The organism is Streptomyces sp. ISL-1, assembly GCF_018614585.1.
GTDB lineage: Bacteria > Actinomycetota > Actinomycetes > Streptomycetales > Streptomycetaceae > Streptomyces > Streptomyces maoxianensis.
The window spans coordinates 180,943-198,464 of record NZ_JAGGOI010000023.1 but is presented as its reverse complement, the minus strand read 5'-3'; the positions used below and the strand labels follow the sequence as shown (position 1 = coordinate 198,464).

The following is a 17,522-nucleotide window of genomic DNA, read 5'->3' as shown; positions in this document are numbered from 1 at the left end:
GACGGAGTGATCACGTCGGCGAGGTATCTTCCTCCCGCGGCGCGTCGAGCGTCTCTCCGCGCCGCGTCAGGGAGGGAAGAAATGCGCGTATCACTGCTTCGGCGCCTGGCCACGATGGCCACGACGCTGGGGCTCACCTCGCTCGGGCTCCTCGGTGCGGGCGCGGCGCCCGCACAGGCCGCGATCAGCGACTGCCCGTCGGGCTATTTCTGTGCCTGGAAGACCGACAACGGCACGGGCACCATGTTCAAGACGAACGCGAACAAGGCGACGCTGGGGACCTGGGACAACACGTTCCAGTCCGTCGTGAACCGCACGTCCAAGTTCGCGTGCCTGCACGAAGACACGAACTACAGCCGGAACGGCGGCGTCTCCATCTGGGACCCCGACCCCGCGGGTACCGAGTGGGGCTACTCCCACCGCACCGTCAGCTCGGTGAGCTTCGTCGCCACCGAGCGGGAGTGCTTCCTCCCGGCCTACCCGGAGTGGTACGCCGCGACCGCGCCCCAGGCGGCGGGCTTCGGTGACCTGAACGCCGACCTCCGGGCCGACGTCCTCGTCCGGGACAAAGCGGGCCGGCTGTGGTTCCTTCGCGGCGACGGCACCGGGCAGCTGGTCGGCAACAGTGGCTGGAACGCCATGAACGTCCTCGTCCGCCACGGCGACTTCAGCGGTGACGGCCGCGAGGACGTGATCGCCCGCGAGGCGTCCACCGGGAAGCTGTGGCTGTACCCGGGCGCCGGCACCGGCAGCCTCGGTGCGCCCAAGCTCATGGGCAACGGCGGCTGGAACGCCATGAGCCGGATCGTCGCCTACGGTGACCTCTCCGGTGACGGCCGCTCGGACATGCTGGCCGTCGAGAAGGCCACGGGCAAGCTCTGGCTGTACCCCGGCACCGGCGTCGGCGCCCTCGGTGCCCGCAAGCTCATCGGCAGCAGCGGCTGGACCGGCATGAGCGCCCTGGTGGGGGCGGGCGACATGAACGGTGACGGCCGTGCGGACCTGATCGCCCGCAAGGCCTCCACCGGTGAGCTGTGGCTGTACCCGGGCAAGGCCGGGGCCCTCGGGTCCCGTGTGCTGATCGGCAACGGCGGCTGGAACGGCATGGACTCGTTCCTGGGCCTGGGCGATGTCACCGGCGATGGCCGTGCCGACCTCGTCACCACCACCAAGAGCAGCTATGTCGGCGAAGGCTGCCGAGGCGTCGGCTGCCAGCTCGTGTACCCGGGCCGCGGCAACGGCGCGCTGGACTCGCGCGAGGAGACGGCCACCGACTGGTGGAACCTGAACGGCTTCTTCTGATCGAGAGAAAGGGCCTCCGCTTCCGGGCGGAGGTCCTTTCGCATGTGTTGCCGCTTCTAGCTCCGCTGTCGCGGCAGCAGGCGCGGTTCCATGCGTTCTTCGACGGCCGAGTCGCCGTCGCGCGCAACGAGATAGGCACCCTTACCCGCCACTTCCGCGACAACTTCAACGAGTTCGGTTCCCCGGTAGACGAGGCCGACCCCGTCGTCGGTGCAGTGTGTGGTGGGCAAGGTGCCGTCCGCGACGAGCTGGTGCACCAGTGGACGCCGCCCCTTGTCGCTGTCGTAGTGGACACCGTTCCCGTAGGGCAGGAAGCCGAGTGCGTCGGTGAGCGGCCGTAGTTCGGGGCCGAAGGAGTCGGTGGTGCCGCCCTGGAACCAACAGATCGACCCCGCACTGACACCGCTGAGCACGACACCTGTCTCCCAAGCGCGACGGAAGATGGCGTCGAGCCCGTGGACCCGCCACACCGCCAACAGGTTCGCAACCGAGCCGCCCATCACCCAGACGACGTCCTGATCGAGCACGGCGCCCTCGACGTCCTCAAGGTTCGGCATGGGGAAGAGATGCAGCGGGGTCAGGTCGAATCCTGCGACTCGAGCGGCCTCGCTCATGCGTGCAGTGAAGTGCTCGGCGTCGCCGATTGCCGTACCGACGTACATAACCCGGGGCCGACGTCCATCAACCCCGGACAGGTCGACGGCATGGTGCACGAGAGCGTCGAAGGCCACCATTGTGCGGTCCCCGACGCGGTGACCACCCGAGGTGGCGAGGATGGTCGGCTCTGAGGCAGTCATGCCTCGGGACCCTACCCAGCCGAACCACACAGTGATCTCACTGGCACTCGCCCTCCCATGCGCCCCACCGGCACCGAGCCGGTCGATCTGCTGGGGCGCTACGGTCTGCGCGGGCGGCTTGGTGCGGGCACGGGAGCGTCGGTTCCGGACCCGCTGTCGGAGGCGGACGATGCCGGTGACTTCAACGTGCTGGGTATGACGTGGGCCGGCAGCGTGGCGATGGACGTGTGCGCGCTCGTCTGCCACGGCGGCCGGGTGCTCAGCGACGACCACTTCGTCTTCTTCAACAACACGCGTACGCCTGACGGTTCCGTGCGCGCGGTGACCGCCGCCAGTGGTGACAAGGCGGCGATCCGGGTCTCGTTCGACGCGCTGCCGGACCAGCAGGTAGGGCTTAGTGGCGGCCCGCGATTTTGTCCGCCACCCGCGCGATGCGGTCCGTCTCCACCGTGCGCGCGCCCGCCTCCCGGCGGTCCGCCGCGCGGTAGGCCGCGTACATGCCGTGCACGCCCAGCCAGCGCAGCGGCTCCGGCTCCCACTTGCGGACCTTGTGGTTCACCCAGGGCAGCGAGGTGAGTTCGGTGCCGCCCGCCTGGCCCGAGTCCTGCTGGATCAGGTCGCGCAGGGTCCGGGCCGCGAGGTTGGTGGTGGCCACGCCGGAGCCGACGTAGCCGCCCGCCCAGCCGAGGCCGGTGGAGCGGTCCAGGGTGACCGTGGCGCACCAGTCGCGGGGGACGCCGAGGACGCCCGACCAGGCGTGGTCGATGCGGACGCCCGCGGTGGTCGGGAAGAGGCGGATCAGGATCTCGCGCAGCGCTTCGATGGTGGCGGGCTGGGTGCGGCCGTCGTTGTCGGTCTTCGAGCCGAAGCGGTACGGGACGCCCCGGCCGCCCAGGGCGATGCGGTCGTCCGCGGTGCGCTGCGCGTACATGTAGGCGTGAGCCATGTCGCCGAGGGCCTCGCGACCGTCCCAGCCGATTGTGTCCCAGACGGACGGGGGGAGTGGTTCCGTCGCGATCATGGAGGAGTTCATGGGGAGCCAGTCGCGCTTTTGGCCCTTGAGGCTCGCGGTGAAGCCCTCGGTGCAGCGCAGGATGTACGGGGCGCGGACCGTGCCGTACGGCGTGATGGCGTGCTTGGGCTTGATCTCCGTGACGGGCGTCGACTCGTGGATGGTGACGCCCAGTGCTTCGACGGCCGCCGCCAGGCCCTTGACGAGCTTCACGGGGTGCAGGCGGGCGCCGTGCGGGGTCCAGGTGGAGGCGACGGCTCCGGTGACGCGTACGCGCTCGGCGGTCTCGCGGGCGCCGAGCAGTACGCGGTCCTTCTCGCCGAAGGCGATCTCGACGGCGTGGAAGGCCTTGAGGCGGGTCAACTGGGCCGGGGTATAGGCGACTTCGAGTACGCCGCCCTGGTGAATGTCGGCGTCGACGCCCTCTTCCGCGGCGACGCGCACCACCTCGTCGACGGTGTCGTTCATGGCCTGCTGGAGGCGCACGGCGGCGTCGTGGCCGTGGAGCCTGGCGTAGCGGTCGCGGCCGGCGACCCCGTTGTAGAGCCAGCCGCCGTTGCGGCCGGAGGCGCCGTAGCCGCAGAACTTGCCCTCGAGGACCGTGATGTTCAGGAAGGGCACGGCCTTCTTGAGGTAGTACGCCGTCCACAGACCGGTGTATCCGCCGCCGACGATGCAGATGTCCGCGGTGGCGTCACCGGGGAGGGGCTCCCGGGGAACGGGGGTGCCCTCCTGCGCGTACCAGAACGATATTCCGCCGTTGACGGTGCTCCTGCTCATGGGCGGGAGGCTACCGGCAGTGCCGCGATGCGACGACGGACGGCCCCCGCGTTCGGCCTCGTCAGCGCCGGGATCACCGGAAGAGCCGGCGGCCACGCAGTTCAAGTACGGGGGCGACGCGGGCCGGGAGTTCATCGCCGCGCTGCCGCAGCGGGCCGCCGACTTCCTGGAGCGCTGGGAGCTGCGGCAGACCGGTCGCCCCATGCACGGCTGGTGCGCGCTCGTCCTGCCGGCGGAGCGCCCGGACGGTACGCCCGCCGCCCTCAAACTCGCGGCGGAGCAGGTGTCCATCGGTCGGATACTGCTCGCACAGCGGGCGGGGCGGCAGGCAGGCTGACCGCATGATTCGTCACGCCACACCCGCTGATGTCCCCGAGATCCACCGCATGATCCGCGAACTCGCCGAGTACGAGAAGGCCCTGGAAGAGGCCAGAGCGAGCGAGGAGCAGCTGCACGAGGCGCTGTTCGGCGATCGGCCCGCCGCCTTCGCGCATATCGCGGAGACGGCGGACGGGGAGGTCGCGGGCTTCTCGCTCTGGTTCCTCAATTTCTCGACGTGGCGTGGGGTGCACGGCATCTTTTTGGAGGATCTGTACGTACGGCCGGGGCTGCGCGGCGGCGGATACGGCAAGGCGCTGCTGGTAGAGCTGGCGCGGATCTGTGTGGAGCGCGGCTACGAGCGCCTGGAGTGGTCCGTACTGAACTGGAACACCCCGTCGATCGACTTCTACCGCGCACTGGGAGCGAAGCCGCAGGACGAGTGGACGGTCTACCGGCTGACCGACGAGGTGCTCACCGAACTCGGTTCTCAGGCTCGCTCGGTTCTTGGGCCGCTTGGTTCTTAGGGCGCCGGTCGGTTCTTAGGGCCGGTCGGTCTTGCGCCGGTCGGTTCTCAGGCTCGCTCGGTTCTTGCGCCACTCGGTTCTTGGGCTCAGGGGACGAGGACGACCTTGCCCATCGTGCCCCGGCTCTCCAGTGCGCGGTGGGCCGCGGCCGCCTCGGCGAGCGGGAAGCGCTGCACGGCGGGGCGCAGCCGGCCCGATGCGGCCTCGGCGAGGGAGCGCTCTTCCAGTGCGCGTATGTCGCCGCCCGCCTTCTGGATCATCACCGGGCCGAGCACGCTCTCGGAGGTGATGCCGCGCTCCGCCAGCTCCTCGTCCGTGTAGGTCAGCGGCTCACCGTCGTGCAGGCCCGTGCCCGACCAGCCGAAGACGATGTGCTTGCCGCCCTTGCCGAGGAGGTCGACTGCGGCGCGGGCGGTCGCCCCGCCCACCGAGTCGAACACGACGGTCGCGCGCCGCTCGCCGAGGTGGGCGCGGACCTGGTCGGGCCAGCTCGGGCTGCCCGGGATCTCCCCGACGGATTCCTGGGAGTAGTCGACGGCCAGGTCGGCGCCGTTCTCGAGGACCCGGGAGACCTTGGCGGGGCCGCCCGCGAGGCCGATGACGAGGGCGCCGGCGTTCTTCGCGTACTGCACGAGCAGTGTGCCGATGCCGCCGGCCGCGGCCGGGACGATCGCGATGTCGTCGGGGCCGAGCTCGGTGAACTGCAGGATGCCCATCGTCGTACGGCCCGTCCCGATCATTGCGACGGCCTCGGCCTCGTCGAGGGTGCCCGGGATCTCGTGCAACTTGGCGGCCGCGGCGACGGCGAGCTCCGCGTAGCCTCCGGGCGCCATGCCGAGGTGGACCACGACCCGCTTGCCGAGCCAGCCCGGATCGGTGCCTTCGCCGAGCGACTCGACCACGCCCGCGACCTCGCGACCGGGAATGGTGGGCAGCTCGACGGGGGCCGGGTAGGGGCCGGTCATGCCTTCGCGCAGGGCGGTGTCGAGGAGATGGACGCCGGCCGCGGCGACGGCGATCCGCACCTGGCCGGGGCCGGGTAGCGGGGCATCGGTCCGCTCGTGGTGAAGGTTCTCGGCGGGGCCGAAGGTGTGGAGGCGGATGGCGTGCATGACGGGCTCCTCTGAGCTGACTCGTGGCTCTTCGGGAACACCCTCCAACCTCAAGCCCGCTTGAGGTCAACAGCCTCGGGACGCTGCGGGTCAATACACTTAGAGGCGCGGAAAACGGGCCTGGAGGTCCCATACGACTGGGTTGTCTTCGAGCCCCTCGTGCATGTCGGACAGATCCGCGATCAGATCGTGCAGGAAGTCGCGGGCCTCGCGGCGCAGCTCGGTGTGGCTGAAAGTCAGGGGTGGTTCGTCGCCCGGCATCCAGTCGGCCTCGACATCGACCCAGCCGAAGCGACGCTCGAAGAGCATCCGGTCGGCGGACTCGGTGAAGTCCAGCTCGGCGTGCTGGGGTTTGGCGGCGCGGCTGCCGAGCGGGTCGCGGTCGATCCGCTCGACGATGTCGCACAGCGCCCAGGCGAAGTCGAGCACCGGCACCCATCCCCAGGCTGTGGAGACCTCGCGGTCCTCTTTGGTGTCGGCGAGATAGACGTCCCCGCAGAACAGGTCGTGCCGCAGGGCCTGGACGTCCGCGCGGCGGTAGTCGGTCTGCGGGGGGTCGGGGAAGCGACGGGAGAGGGAGTAGCCGATGTCGAGCACGGGGTGATGGTGTCACGGGGGGCGCCCCACTCCGAGTCCGGCTGCCCCGCCGGGCATCGCCGGCCCTGGGCGCCGTAGATCCGTAGATCCGGGGATCGGCCGGATATGGGCCCGCGGCTCCGATACCCGCACCCATAGGATCAACTGTGTGGATCAGCGAACTCTCGTACGCAATCTGGCGCTACGCACCCTGACGCCCGCCGTCGCCCTGCTTCTCCTCGCGGGATGCACCGACGGCGGGGCGGCCGTGCACGGCAAGCCGGGCGCATCAGGCGTACGCGATCCGCTCTTCGGCGGTCTCGGCAACGGCGGTTACGACGTCCAGCACTACGCCCTCAATCTCGCCTACGAGCCGGAGACGGGCCGCATCGAGGGCACCGCCGAGATCACCGCCCGTGCCACCCAGGACCTGAGCGCCTTCAATCTCGACCTCCACAAGCTGACCGTCGACAGCGCCACCGTCGACGGCAAGAGGGCCGCCGCCAACCACGCGGGTGACGAGCTGACGCTGCGCCCGCACCGCGACATCGAGAAGGGCAAGACCTTCCGCACCGTCGTCCGCTACTCCGGGGAGCCGCAGGAGATCATCAACCAGGGCAGCGGCGGGGAGGTCGGCGACGAGGAGGAAGGCGACGTGGAGGGCTGGCTGAAGACCGCGGACGGCACGCTCGCGGTCGGCGAGCCCACCGGGTCGATGACCTGGTTCCCCAGCAACAACCACCCGAGTGACAAGGCCGCGTACGACATCACCGTCACCGTCCCCGAGCGGCTGAAGGCCATCTCCAACGGGGAGTTGAAGAGCGAGCACACCACCGGCGGCCGCACCACCTTCGCCTGGAAGTCGAAGGAGCCGATGGCCAGTTACCTCGCCACGCTCGCCATCGGCGAGTACAAGGTGGAGCGCTCTCGCACGTCCTCCGGCCTGGACGTCCACACCGCCGTCGACCCGGCTGTGGCCGGCGAGAGCGCGCAGCTGCTCGCCCGTATCCCCGAGATCATGAAGTGGGCGAAGGAGAACTTCGGCCCCTACCCCTTCTCCTCCATCGGCGCGATCGTCGTCCCGACGGACGAGGTCGGGTACGCCCTGGAGACCCAGACCAGGCCCGTCTTCCCGGCGGGAGAATTCGACGTCGAGACGCTTGTCCACGAGATCGCGCACCAGTGGTACGGCAACTCCGTGACGCCCGAGTCCTGGAAGGACATGTGGCTCAACGAGGGCCTCGCCACGTACGCGGAGTGGATCTGGGCCGAGGACTTCGAGGACACCCCGGCCCAGGAGAGCTTCGAGGAGGCCTTCGACAACGAGAAAAACTGGGCCTTCCCGCCTGCCGATCCGCCCTCCGCGGCCGAGGTCTCAGGCCAGCCGGTGTACGGGCGCGGAGCGATGGTCATCCACAAGATCCGCCAGGCGGTCGGCGAGGATTCCTTCTACAGGATCCTGGAGGGCTGGGCGAAGGCGCACCGGCACGGCAATGCCTCGACCGCCGACTTCACCGCGTACGTGGAGGAGCAGTCCGGCATGGACCTGGAGAAGCTGTGGGGCACCTGGCTGTACGGCGACAAGAAGCCGGCGCGGCCGTAGCGGAGCGGGCGGGCAGGCGGAGAGCGGGCGGAGAGCAGGGAGCCCCCGGCCGCGTGGCCGGGGGCTCCCTGAACACTGCGGTGAGCGTCAGAGGTTGACGCCGAAGTCACGGGCGATGCCCTCAAGACCCGAGGCGTAACCCTGGCCGACCGCGCGGAACTTCCACTCCGCGCCGTTGCGGTAGAGCTCGCCGAAGACCATCGCGGTCTCGGTGGCGGCGTCCTCGCTCAGGTCGTAGCGCGCGAGCTCGGCGCCGCCGGCCTGGTTGACGATGCGGATGTAGGCGTTGCGCACCTGGCCGAAGTTCTGGCTGCGGTTGACGGCGTCGTAGATCGAGACCGGGAAGACGATCTTGTCGACGTCGGCCGGCAGACCCGCCAGGTTGACGTTGATCTGCTCGTCGTCGCCGCCGCCCTCGCCGGTGCGGTTGTCACCGGTGTGGACGATGGTCTGGTCGGGCGTCGCCTTGTTGTTGAAGAAGACGAAGTGGGCGTCGGAGGCGACCTTGCCACCGGGGTTGACGCCGATCGCGGAGGCGTCGAGGTCGAAGTCCGTGCCGGTGGTGGTGCGGACGTCCCAGCCAAGGCCGACCGTGACGGCGGTCAGGCCCGGGGCCTCCTTGGTGAGCGAGACGTTGCCGCCCTTGGACAGGCTTACTGCCATTGGGAAGTCCCCTTCGTGGTCGAATGTGCGGTCTTCGAGCGCTCCCGAAGCTACCGTCACCCGTCATAACGCAGGCAGGGGACTGCCAAGTTCCACCCGCCATTCTTTATTTGCCGTACTCGGCTGCACTCGGCCGTGCTGGGTCGCGAAAGCGCGGCGGAAAGCGGCGGCGGGCAGTCACTGCGGACAGACGGCGCGGAAAGCGGGTGCGGAAAAGCGGGTGCGGAAAAGCGGGTGACGCGAACGGCGCGGCACGCGACCATGGGGGGCATGTCCGGTCCCTACATCATCCGCGGTTCGGTCTCCCTGCCGGAGGCCGAGCTCATGTGGCGTTTCTCGCGGTCGTCCGGGCCGGGTGGCCAGCACGTCAACACCAGCGACTCACAGGTGGAGCTCCGCTTCGACCTCGCCAAGACGGAGGCGCTGCCGCAGGTCTGGAAGGACCGCGCGATGGAGCGGCTCGCGGGCCGGATGGTCGGCGGGGTGATCGCCGTACGCTCATCGGAGCACCGCTCGCAGTGGCGCAACCGCGAAACGGCGGCGGTGCGCCTGGCGACGCTGCTCGCAGAGGCGACGGCGCCGCCACCGCGGCCCCGCCGGGCGACGAAGATCCCGCGCGGCATCAATGAACGCCGCCTGCGAGAGAAGAAGCAACGCGCGGACACAAAACGGGGCCGCACGGGCCGCGCCTGGGACTAGGTTCGCCCGGCAGTCGTCCCGGCCGCTGTCCCGCCGCGGAGCGTCAGCTCAACTGGCGGTATCGGCCGCGGAAATGCACCAGCGGCCCCCCGTCCCCGCTCGGCAGCCCCGCCGCCAGCACCCGGCCGATCACCAGTGTGTGGTCGCCCGTCTCGACGCGTTGTTCCGTACGGCATTCCAGCGTCGTCAGCGCGCCCCTGACCAGCAGCGATCCGCTCACCTCACCCCGCGTGTACGGGATGTCCTCGAACAGCAGGCGGTCGCTGACCCGCCCCTTCATCGCGAACCGCCCGGCGATGTGCCGCTGGCTCTCCGACAGCACCGACACCCCCCACAGCGGCTGCTCAGCGAGCAGGTCGTCCATGCGCGAGCCGTTGCGCAGGCTCACCAGCACCAGCGGGGGGTCCAGCGACACCGACATGAACGCGGTCGCGGTCATGCCGACGTCCTCGCCGCGCGGGCCGTCGTCGGGGTCGTGCGCGGTCACCAGCACCACACCGGCGGCCAGCCGGGACATGGCGGCGCGGAACTCCTCGTTGCTCACCCCCTCAGCATGGGGGATGGCATCTGCGGCGGAAGTGGGGGTCGTCTGCAACACACGAGAACGCTAGCCTCCGCCGTCCGGCGCCGCATCGGCCCGGGGGACCAGCCAGGTCCTAGGACCGGCGCAGGACCGATCCGGACCGGCGCACGACCGATCCGGACCGGCACGGGACCGATCCGGGCCCGCGCGGGACCAATCCGGACCGGCGCGCGGCTGCGGCGCAGGGCACCAGGACGGGGCGCAGGACCGGCGCACTACGGGGCGCAGAGCAGGCGCAGTGGATTTGCGTTCAGGAAAGCCACGAAGCGCTCCCACCCCGCGCCCGCAACCAATCACCCTCTTATGTGACTTGAGTCACAGAGTGCAGTAATTGTTGACCCTGTGTACCGAGTGGACAGCTCGCTGTGATTCAGTGGCCGTGATGCCGCACCAAGAATGCCGATGAGAAGCCTGGAGTTTGCTGTCGAGGTCTCGGGGAGAGCGAGCAATGGAGACCGAGTCGGAGCCCTACGTCCGTCTTGCGACCCTGCGGCAGCTGCACCAGGTCGTCGCAGACCTCAACACTGCCCGGAGCCTGGCCGACACCCTGCAGACCGTCGCCGACGGCATCGTCGCGGGACTCGGCTACGAACTGGCCTGCGTCAATCTCGTTCGCCCCGACGGTGACCTCGTCGTCGCCGCGTTCGCCGGCAGCGCCGCCGCGGAAGCCCTGATCACCGGACGGGTCGGCTCGCGCCCCTCCTGGGAGCGGCGGCTGTCCATGGGCGAGGCGTGGGGCGAGCTCCGCTTCATACCGCACACCGAGGGCTGGGTGCTCATCGAGGACGACGTCCCGCAGTGGCACACCGAAGGCCCCGATCCCCGCTTCGAGGACGAGTGGCACCCGCAGGACCGGCTCTACGCCCCCATGTACGCGTCGGGCGGCGGCCGTGAACTCCTCGGCGTCATCTCCGTCGACCGGCCGCGCAACGGACGCCGCCCCGGACCCTGGGGCCAGGAAGCACTCCAGATGTACGCCTCCCAGGCGGCCATTGCGATCAGCAACGCCCGGTTGCGAGCAAACATGCAGCGCGCCCTGGTCCGACTCGAGCGCGAGCAGCAGGCCCTGCGCGCCAGCGAGGAGTCCTTCCGGCAGGCCTTCGAGTACGCGCCGAGCGGCATGGCCATAGCCGAGATGGGCGGCGACCAGCACGGCCGGCTGCTGCGCACCAATGACGCCCTGTGCCGGCTGCTCGGCCGTCCGGCGGCCGCGATGCGCCGGTACTCCTTCGCCGATCTCGTCCACCCCGAGGACGTCGGCACCCTGCTGCGTACATCCGCGGAGGGAGGCCGGGCCGAGCTGCGTCTCGGCCGCCGGGACGGGACGTACCTCTGGGTCTCGCTGCGTAACTCCGTCGTCGCCGACACCGCGGACGGCCCCCGTTTTCTGCTGACCCATGTCGAGGACATCGAGGAGCGCAAGCGCCACGAGCTGCAGCTCGCCCACCGCGCCTCGCACGACTCGCTCACCGGCCTGCCCAACAGCGCCGAACTGCGCGCCCGGCTCAGCTCCCGGCTGTGCGAGCGGCCGCACGCGGCGCGGGAGACGGCAATCGAGGCGCTGGACGCCGCCTACGAGTCCGACACGGAGCGCATCCTCGGCGGTGACGGCTTCGATTTCGAGACGACGGGCGTGCCGTACGACCACCATGTGCACGCGGTCGCCCCCGACGGCGAGGTCGACGACGGGACGAAGGGGCTCGCGGTCCTCTTCTGCGACCTGGACGGCTTCAAGTCGATCAACGACCGGTTCGGGCATCAGACGGGTGACACGGTGCTTGTCGAGGTCGCGCGCCGGCTCACCACTCTCGTACGCGACAACGACACGGTCGCCCGGCTCGGCGGTGACGAGTTTGTCGTCCTCGCCGACGGCCTGGGCGCGGCGGACGCCGCCGACCTGGCCGTTCGCCTGCGGAACGCGATCATCCTGCCGATCAGGGTCGGCGGCAGAGGGGTCCGCGTCGGGGCGAGCTTCGGGATCGGCTGGGCGAGCTGCGGGATGTCGGTGGAAGAGGTCTTGCAATCTGCTGACCAGCGGATGTACATCGAGAAGCGGTCCCGGGCGAAAGTGCACCGGCGGGCCGGCTGAGGGCAACAACACCCTCTGGGTTACTCCGAACCGGGTAGGCTCGCCCGCGTCGGCGATGTGCTGACGACATGGTGAGGAGTGACTAGGGATGACGGCCGCGAACAACGGCGCGAGCACGCCCGAGAACGACGATCCGTTCGGCTACCTCTATGAGGACGGACGGGCAGCGGGCGCCACACCGCCCAGCCAGGGCCGCGGTTACGGCTACCCGGGTCCCGCCGCGCAGCCTGGGGTCCCCAGAACCTCGTACAACCAGGTACGGACGGTCGGCGAGCGCCAGTACGGCCAGGTGCCGCAGCAGGCCTACGCACCGCAGGGCCAGCCGACCGCGCAGTACGCGGCGCCCGAGACCCACCCCGGCGGCGCCCCCACCCGCCAGACCCTGCCCCAGCAGCAGGGCAACGGCCACGGCAATGGCCACGGCCATGGTGGCGGCCGCAGCGGCGGCCCCAACACCAAGGGCCTGCTGATCGGCGCGATCGCGGTGGTCGCGGTCGTGGTGATCGGCATCGGCGCGGCGCTGATGACGAGCGGCGGGGAGGACGACAAGGCGGGCGGCCAGCCGGCCGGGAACGGCGGCGCGACCTCGGGCGAGTCGGTGAAGCCCAGCGATGAGCCGTCGAATCAGGCGGAGCCGGTGGAGCTGCCGAAGCAGGACGCGGCGACGCTGCAGCTGGGCGCGCCGGCGGCGCTGGCGAAGGACATCAAGGGCGCGCAGGGTTCGGGCGGCGCGTTTGTGACCGGCTTCAACGCGGTGGGCGCATCGGTCACCTGGAAGGCGAAGATCACGGAGCCCGGCGCGTACAAGCTCTATGTGCGCTACGCCATCCCGGCCCAGGATGCCAACGCCACGCTGACCGTCAACGGCAAGGCGAACAGCAGCCCGCTGGGGCTGAAGAACTTCATCAAGTCCACCGACCCGGCCTGGGACAAGAACTGGCAGACCACCTGGGCGCCGGTCACTCTGAAGCAGGGCGAGAACGAGCTCAAGATCTCCTGCGAGCAGGGCAACCAGTGCAACGCCATTCTCGACTGGCTCGAGGTCAGGAACGGCTGATCACGCTCGGATCGTCCGCAGGAAACCCGCCACCGTCCCGGCCATCGCTTCGCGAGCCGGGGCGAGGTATTTCCGGGGGTCCACCGTCGACGGGTCGGCCTCCAGGAAGGCCTGGACCGCGCCCGTGAACGCCGTATTGAGCGCAGTACCGACGTTGATCTTGACCATGCCGGCGGCGACCGCGCGGCGGATCTCCTCGTCCGGGACGCCGGAGGAGCCGTGCAGGACGAGGGGGACCGGGACCGCGTGCCGCAGGTCGGCGATCAGGGTGTGGTCCAGCGACGCCGTGCGCCGCGTCATCGCGTGGGAGGAGCCGACCGCCACGGCCAGCGCGTCCACGCCCGTGTCGGCGACGTAGGCCGCGGCCTCGGACGGGGCGGTGCGGACACCGGGGGCGTGGGCGTCGAGCGGGGGCTCGCCGTCCTTGCCGCCGACCTTGCCGAGCTCCGCCTCGATCCAGAGGCCGCGCTCGTGGCACCGGCGCACCGCGTCCGCCGTGGCTTTGACGTTCTCGTCGTACGGCAGCTTCGAGGCGTCGAACATCACCGAGCTGAAGCCCTCGTCGGCCGCCGCCCGCAGCAGGTCCGCGGAGACGACATGGTCGAGGTGGAGGGCGAGCGGGGCGGTGGACGCGCGGGCGACCGCGGATGCGGCGGCGGCGATCGCGCAGAGCTTGCCGCCGTGGAACTTCACCGCGTTCTCGGATATCTGCAGGATCGCGGGCGCGCCTGCCCGCTCGGCCCCGGCGGCGATCGCCTCCGCGTGCTCCAGGGTGATGACGTTGAAGGCGGCGATGCCGCGGCTCTCGGCCGCGGCTGCCGAGACGAGTTCACCGGTGCTGACGAGTGGCATGGCGCCCCCCAATTCCCGGGCGGCTGGGCCCGATTGTGCGCTCGCTGTGGGGGCTCACGCCGCGGCCACGCGCTCGGTCACCGCTATGCGCGGCAGCAGGTCCTCGTACGCGACGGCGTCGAACTCGCCCGCCGCCGGGGCCAGTACGGTCGCCGCCGACAGGGCGACGGCGCGGGCCAGCCGTTCCGGCCACGGCAGCCGTTCCACGAGTCCGGAGAGCAGCCCGGCGACCGCCGAGTCGCCCGCGCCCGTCGGGTTGCCCTTTACCGGGGCGGGCGGGGTCGCCTGCCAGACGCCTTCGGGGGTGGCCGCGAGCACGCCGTCCGGGCCGAGCGAGGCGACCACTGTGTGCGCGCCGCGGCGGCGGGCGTCGCGGGCGGCGCGCAGCGGTTCGCGGGAGCCGGTGAGCCGGGCGAGTTCGTCGGCGTTCGGCTTGACCAGGTCGGGGCGGGCGGCGATGCCGCGGCGCAGCGGTTCGCCGCTGGTGTCGAGGAGTACGGGGACGTCCGCGGCGTGGGCCCGGCGGACCAGTTGGGCGTACGCGCCCACATGGATGCCCGGCGGCAGGCTGCCGCACAGGGCGACGGCCCGGGCCTCCCGCAGGAGGGAGTCGTAGGAGGAGAGGAACGCGGCCCATTCGGCGGGGCTGACCGTGGGGCCCGTCTCGTTCAGCTGGGTGGTGTCGCCGCTCGCGTCGTCCACGACGGCGAGCGTGCGGCGGCTGGTGCCGGCGATCGGGACGAGCGCGTCGTGCGGAGCGAGTGGGGCCAGCAGATCGCGCAGTACGGCTCCGACGGGCCCGCCGGCGAAACCGGTGACGACGCTCTCGTGGCCCAGTGCTGCCAGCACGCGGGCGACGTTGAGTCCCTTGCCGCCGGGGCGTTCGCGGACCTCGCGGACGCGGTGGCTGGCGTGCGGGGTCAATACGGGGACCGTGTACGTGATGTCCAGGGCGGCGTTGAGCGTGACCGTCAGGATCACCCGTTTCACCCCCCACAGAACGCGCTTGCCGTGCTCGTACGGGCCCTGATCATGCCAAACGCAAGGCGGTTGGCCCAGACCCCCGGGCCAACCGCCTTGCCGCAACTTGCATAGAAATCACCCCACTTGGGGCTCAACCACCCATTCGCCCTTGCGCATCACGCCCTTGAGCGTGAAGTCCGCGTCGAGTACCACCAGGTCGGCGTCCTTGCCCGGCTCCAGCGAGCCGACCTTGTCGTACACGCCGAGCAGTCTCGCGGGGTTGGCCGAGATGGCCTGGACGACCTCCTCCACCGGCAGCCTGTCGATGGTCGCCGCGCGCCTGAACGCGGTGTCCAAAGTGAGCGTCGAGCCGGCGATCGAGCCGCCGTCGACCAGCCGGGCGACCCCGTCCTTGACGTCGACCGCGAGCGGGCCGAGCTGGTAGCGGCCGTCGCCGAAGCCCGCCGCGTCCATGGCGTCCGTGATGAAGGCGACGCGGCCCGCGCCCGCGCGGTGGAAGGCGAGCTCCAGGGCGGCGGGGTGCAGATGCGTGCCGTCGTTGATCAGCTCGACCGTGATCCGCTCGTCCTCCAGGAGCGCGGCGATCGGGCCCGGCGCGCGGTGGCCGAGGGCGGGCATCGCGTTGAACAGGTGCGTCGCCACGGTCGCGCCCGCCTCGATCGCCTCGACGGTCTGCTCGTACGTCGCGTCCGTGTGGCCGATCGCGGCGATCACGCCCTGCTCGGCGAGCAGCCGTACGGAGTCGATGCCGCCGGGCAGCTCGGTGGCGAGCGTCATCATCCGCGCGGTGCCGCGCGCGGCGTCGATCAGCTTGCGCACCTCCGCCGGGTCGGGATGGCGCAGCAGCTTCTCGCTGTGGGCGCCCTTGCGGCACGGCGAGATGAAGGGGCCCTCGAAGTGGATGCCGGCGAGGTCCCCCTGCTCGACGAGCTCCGAGAGGAAGCCGGCGCGGTGGGTGAGGAAGTCCATCTCGCCGGTCACGGTGGACGCGACGAGCGTGGTCGTGCCGTGCTCGCGGTGGGTCCGCACGCCCTTCAGTACGTCCTCGGCGCTGCCGGAGGTGAAGGAGGCGCCGCCGCCGCCGTGGTTGTGGATGTCGACGAAGCCGGGGACGACCCAGTGGCCGGTCAGATCGAGGACGAGCGCGTCCGCGTGCGCGTTGTCGGGCGCGACGTCGGCGATCTTCGTGCCCTCGACGACGAGCCGTCCGTTCTCGACGGTCCCGGTCGGCAGGACGACCCGGGCGCCGGTGAGAACGGTGCTTTCGGCGCGTGCGGCGCGTGCGGCGCTTGTGGCGCGTACGGGGCGTGCGGCCATTAGGCGGTTACCTCCGAGTCGGTGGCGAGCAGATCCCAGGCGAGCAGTCCCGCGCCCAGACATCCAGCGGTGTCCCCGAGGGCAGCCGGGACGATGGCGGGCAGCTTCTGGAACGTCACTCGCTCCTCGACGGCGGCCCTCAGTGGTGTGAACAAGGTTTCTCCCGCCTCGGCGAGACCGCCACCGATGATCAGTGTGCGCGGGTCCAGCAAGGTGAGCGCGGTGACGAGGCCGGCGGCGAGGGCGTCGACTGCGTCGTGCCAGACGCGTACGGCCCGCCGGTCACCGGACTCGACAGCCTTCGCGCAGTGGGCGGCGTCCGCGTCCGGGTCGCCGCTCGCCTCGGCCCAGGCGCGGGTCACCGCGGCGGCGGAGGCGAGCGTCTCGAGGCAGCCGCGCTGGCCGCAGCCGCAATCGGGGCCGTCGGGGCGGACGACGATGTGGCCGATCTCGCCGGCGTATCCGTGGGCACCGGCCTCGATCCGCCCGGCGATGCCGATGGCACCGGCGATCCCGGTGCCGAGCGGCACGAACAGGAACCGGTCGGCGCCCTTGCCTGCCCCGATCCGTCCCTCGGCGAGCCCGCCGGTCCTGACGTCGTGCCCGAGCGCGACGGGGACGCCGCCGATGCGTTCGGCGACGAGGGCGCGCAGGGGTACGTCGCGCCAGCCGAGGTTGGCGGCGTAGACGGCGATGCCGCGGCCGGCGTCGACGATCCCGGGGACGGCGACGCCGGCGGCGAGGGCGCTGTGGCCGAGGTGCTCCTGGCCGTACGCGCGGAGCTCGCCGGCGAAGCGGAGGATGGACTCGACGACGGCGTCGGGCCCGCGCTCGCGGCCGGTGGGGCGACGGGCCTCGTGGAGGAGGGTGCCGTCCACCCCGACCAGGGCGGCTTTCATGCCGGTGCCGCCCACATCGAGGGCGATGACGTGTCTCACATGGACAGTCTGAAGGTTGGACCGGAGAAAGGTCTAGTCCACTACGCCGGATTGTTGCGGCACCATACAAACGGCGGAGTGTTCGAGGTGCGGGTCGCTGGGCGCGGCCGGTGCGGGCCCGGGGTTGCCCGGTGGCGTGGGGTGCGGGCGTTCCGCTGTGCGGGCCTGGGGGTTGCCCGGTGGCGTGGGGTGGGGGTTCTGGGGCCCCTCCGGGCTCGACTCCTCGGGGTCGGCGGCGGCAAGGGGTTCGTGTTGATCACTGGGTTCGGCCGCCGATCCCCTGCGGGGACGACGCTGCACGGCCCCTCCCCGG

General features: G+C 70.9%; 17 protein-coding genes and 1 pseudogene. 8 read left to right on the top strand and 10 right to left on the bottom strand.

Annotated elements, in window-relative coordinates; translation table 11 throughout:
- Positions 1–81: 81 nt before the first annotated feature.
- Positions 82–1,302 carry an FG-GAP-like repeat-containing protein gene (locus tag J7E87_RS17650; protein ID WP_215094980.1) on the top strand — a complete coding sequence of 407 codons (1,221 nt, stop codon included), beginning with the start codon at positions 82–84 and terminating at the stop codon, positions 1,300–1,302.
- A 56-nt stretch (positions 1,303–1,358) separates the two neighbouring features.
- On the opposite strand, the gene J7E87_RS17645 is transcribed toward J7E87_RS17650, so the two are convergent.
- A complete protein-coding gene (locus J7E87_RS17645) occupies positions 1,359–2,099 on the bottom strand; it encodes a peptidase E (protein WP_215094977.1) in 741 nt (246 codons plus the stop codon).
- A gap of 66 nt (positions 2,100–2,165) precedes the next feature.
- Between J7E87_RS17645 and J7E87_RS17640 the strand changes: the two are divergent.
- Positions 2,166–2,483: pseudogene (locus J7E87_RS17640) on the top strand (TerD family protein); the annotation flags it as partial.
- 10 nt (positions 2,484–2,493) lie between these two features.
- Here the strand turns inward: J7E87_RS17640 and J7E87_RS17635 are convergent.
- Positions 2,494–3,891, bottom strand: a complete 1,398-nt coding sequence (locus J7E87_RS17635; protein ID WP_215094975.1) for an FAD-binding oxidoreductase — start codon at positions 3,889–3,891, stop codon at positions 2,494–2,496.
- A 19-nt stretch (positions 3,892–3,910) separates the two neighbouring features.
- Here J7E87_RS17635 and J7E87_RS36485 point away from each other — a divergent pair, with 19 nt between their 5' ends.
- Together J7E87_RS36485 and J7E87_RS17625 are read left to right on the top strand one after the other, a co-directional pair.
- Positions 3,911–4,228, top strand: coding sequence for an aminoglycoside phosphotransferase family protein (locus J7E87_RS36485; protein WP_215094973.1), 318 nt, complete (start codon positions 3,911–3,913; stop codon positions 4,226–4,228).
- Positions 4,229–4,232: 4 nt separating this feature from the next.
- Complete coding sequence (locus J7E87_RS17625; RefSeq protein WP_215094971.1) at positions 4,233–4,736, top strand: GNAT family N-acetyltransferase; 504 nt, start codon at positions 4,233–4,235, stop codon at positions 4,734–4,736.
- 86 nt (positions 4,737–4,822) lie between these two features.
- On the opposite strand, the gene J7E87_RS17620 is transcribed toward J7E87_RS17625, so the two are convergent.
- A complete protein-coding gene (locus tag J7E87_RS17620) occupies positions 4,823–5,848 on the bottom strand; it encodes a zinc-binding dehydrogenase (protein WP_215094969.1) in 1,026 nt (341 codons plus the stop codon).
- 99 nt (positions 5,849–5,947) lie between these two features.
- Complete coding sequence (locus J7E87_RS17615; RefSeq protein ID WP_215094967.1) at positions 5,948–6,445, bottom strand: hypothetical protein; 498 nt, start codon at positions 6,443–6,445, stop codon at positions 5,948–5,950.
- A 148-nt stretch (positions 6,446–6,593) separates the two neighbouring features.
- On the opposite strand from J7E87_RS17615, the gene J7E87_RS17610 reads away from it, so the two are divergent.
- Complete coding sequence (locus J7E87_RS17610) at positions 6,594–8,027, top strand: M1 family metallopeptidase (protein ID WP_215094965.1); 1,434 nt, start codon at positions 6,594–6,596, stop codon at positions 8,025–8,027.
- 87 nt (positions 8,028–8,114) lie between these two features.
- Here the strand turns inward: J7E87_RS17610 and J7E87_RS17605 are convergent, their stop codons facing one another.
- Positions 8,115–8,690, bottom strand: coding sequence for a TerD family protein (locus J7E87_RS17605; RefSeq protein WP_215094963.1), 576 nt, complete (start codon positions 8,688–8,690; stop codon positions 8,115–8,117).
- A 261-nt stretch (positions 8,691–8,951) separates the two neighbouring features.
- Between J7E87_RS17605 and arfB the strand changes: the two genes are divergently transcribed.
- Positions 8,952–9,389, top strand: a complete 438-nt coding sequence (gene arfB, locus J7E87_RS17600) for an alternative ribosome rescue aminoacyl-tRNA hydrolase ArfB (protein WP_215095206.1) — start codon at positions 8,952–8,954, stop codon at positions 9,387–9,389.
- Positions 9,390–9,432: 43 nt separating this feature from the next.
- Here arfB and J7E87_RS17595 read toward each other — a convergent pair whose 3' ends face one another.
- Complete coding sequence (locus J7E87_RS17595) at positions 9,433–9,906, bottom strand: flavin reductase family protein (protein ID WP_215095204.1); 474 nt, start codon at positions 9,904–9,906, stop codon at positions 9,433–9,435.
- Between the two features lie 514 nt (positions 9,907–10,420).
- On the opposite strand from J7E87_RS17595, the gene cdgB reads away from it, so the two are divergent.
- Together cdgB and J7E87_RS17585 are read left to right on the top strand one after the other, a co-directional pair.
- A complete protein-coding gene (cdgB, locus tag J7E87_RS17590; protein WP_215094961.1) occupies positions 10,421–12,061 on the top strand; it encodes a diguanylate cyclase CdgB in 1,641 nt (546 codons plus the stop codon).
- Positions 12,062–12,149: 88 nt separating this feature from the next.
- Entirely contained in the window at positions 12,150–13,118 is a 969-nt protein-coding gene (locus tag J7E87_RS17585) for a CBM35 domain-containing protein (protein ID WP_215094959.1), read from the top strand.
- Here J7E87_RS17585 and J7E87_RS17580 read toward each other — a convergent pair whose 3' ends face one another.
- The 4 genes from J7E87_RS17580 to J7E87_RS17565 form a co-directional block, all read right to left on the bottom strand.
- Entirely contained in the window at positions 13,119–13,970 is an 852-nt protein-coding gene (locus J7E87_RS17580; protein WP_215094957.1) for a class II fructose-bisphosphate aldolase, read from the bottom strand. It abuts the gene before it with no gap.
- A 54-nt stretch (positions 13,971–14,024) separates the two neighbouring features.
- Positions 14,025–14,951 (bottom strand): 1-phosphofructokinase family hexose kinase, encoded by a 927-nt coding sequence (locus tag J7E87_RS17575; RefSeq protein WP_215094956.1) that lies wholly within the window; start codon positions 14,949–14,951, stop codon positions 14,025–14,027.
- 117 nt (positions 14,952–15,068) lie between these two features.
- Entirely contained in the window at positions 15,069–16,271 is a 1,203-nt protein-coding gene (nagA, locus tag J7E87_RS17570) for an N-acetylglucosamine-6-phosphate deacetylase (protein ID WP_215094955.1), read from the bottom strand.
- Positions 16,271–17,209: an ROK family protein gene (locus J7E87_RS17565; RefSeq protein WP_215094953.1), complete on the bottom strand. Its 939-nt coding sequence runs from the start codon at positions 17,207–17,209 to the stop codon at positions 16,271–16,273. Before J7E87_RS17565 ends, nagA begins: the two co-directional genes overlap by 1 nt.
- Positions 17,210–17,522: the final 313 nt, after the last annotated feature.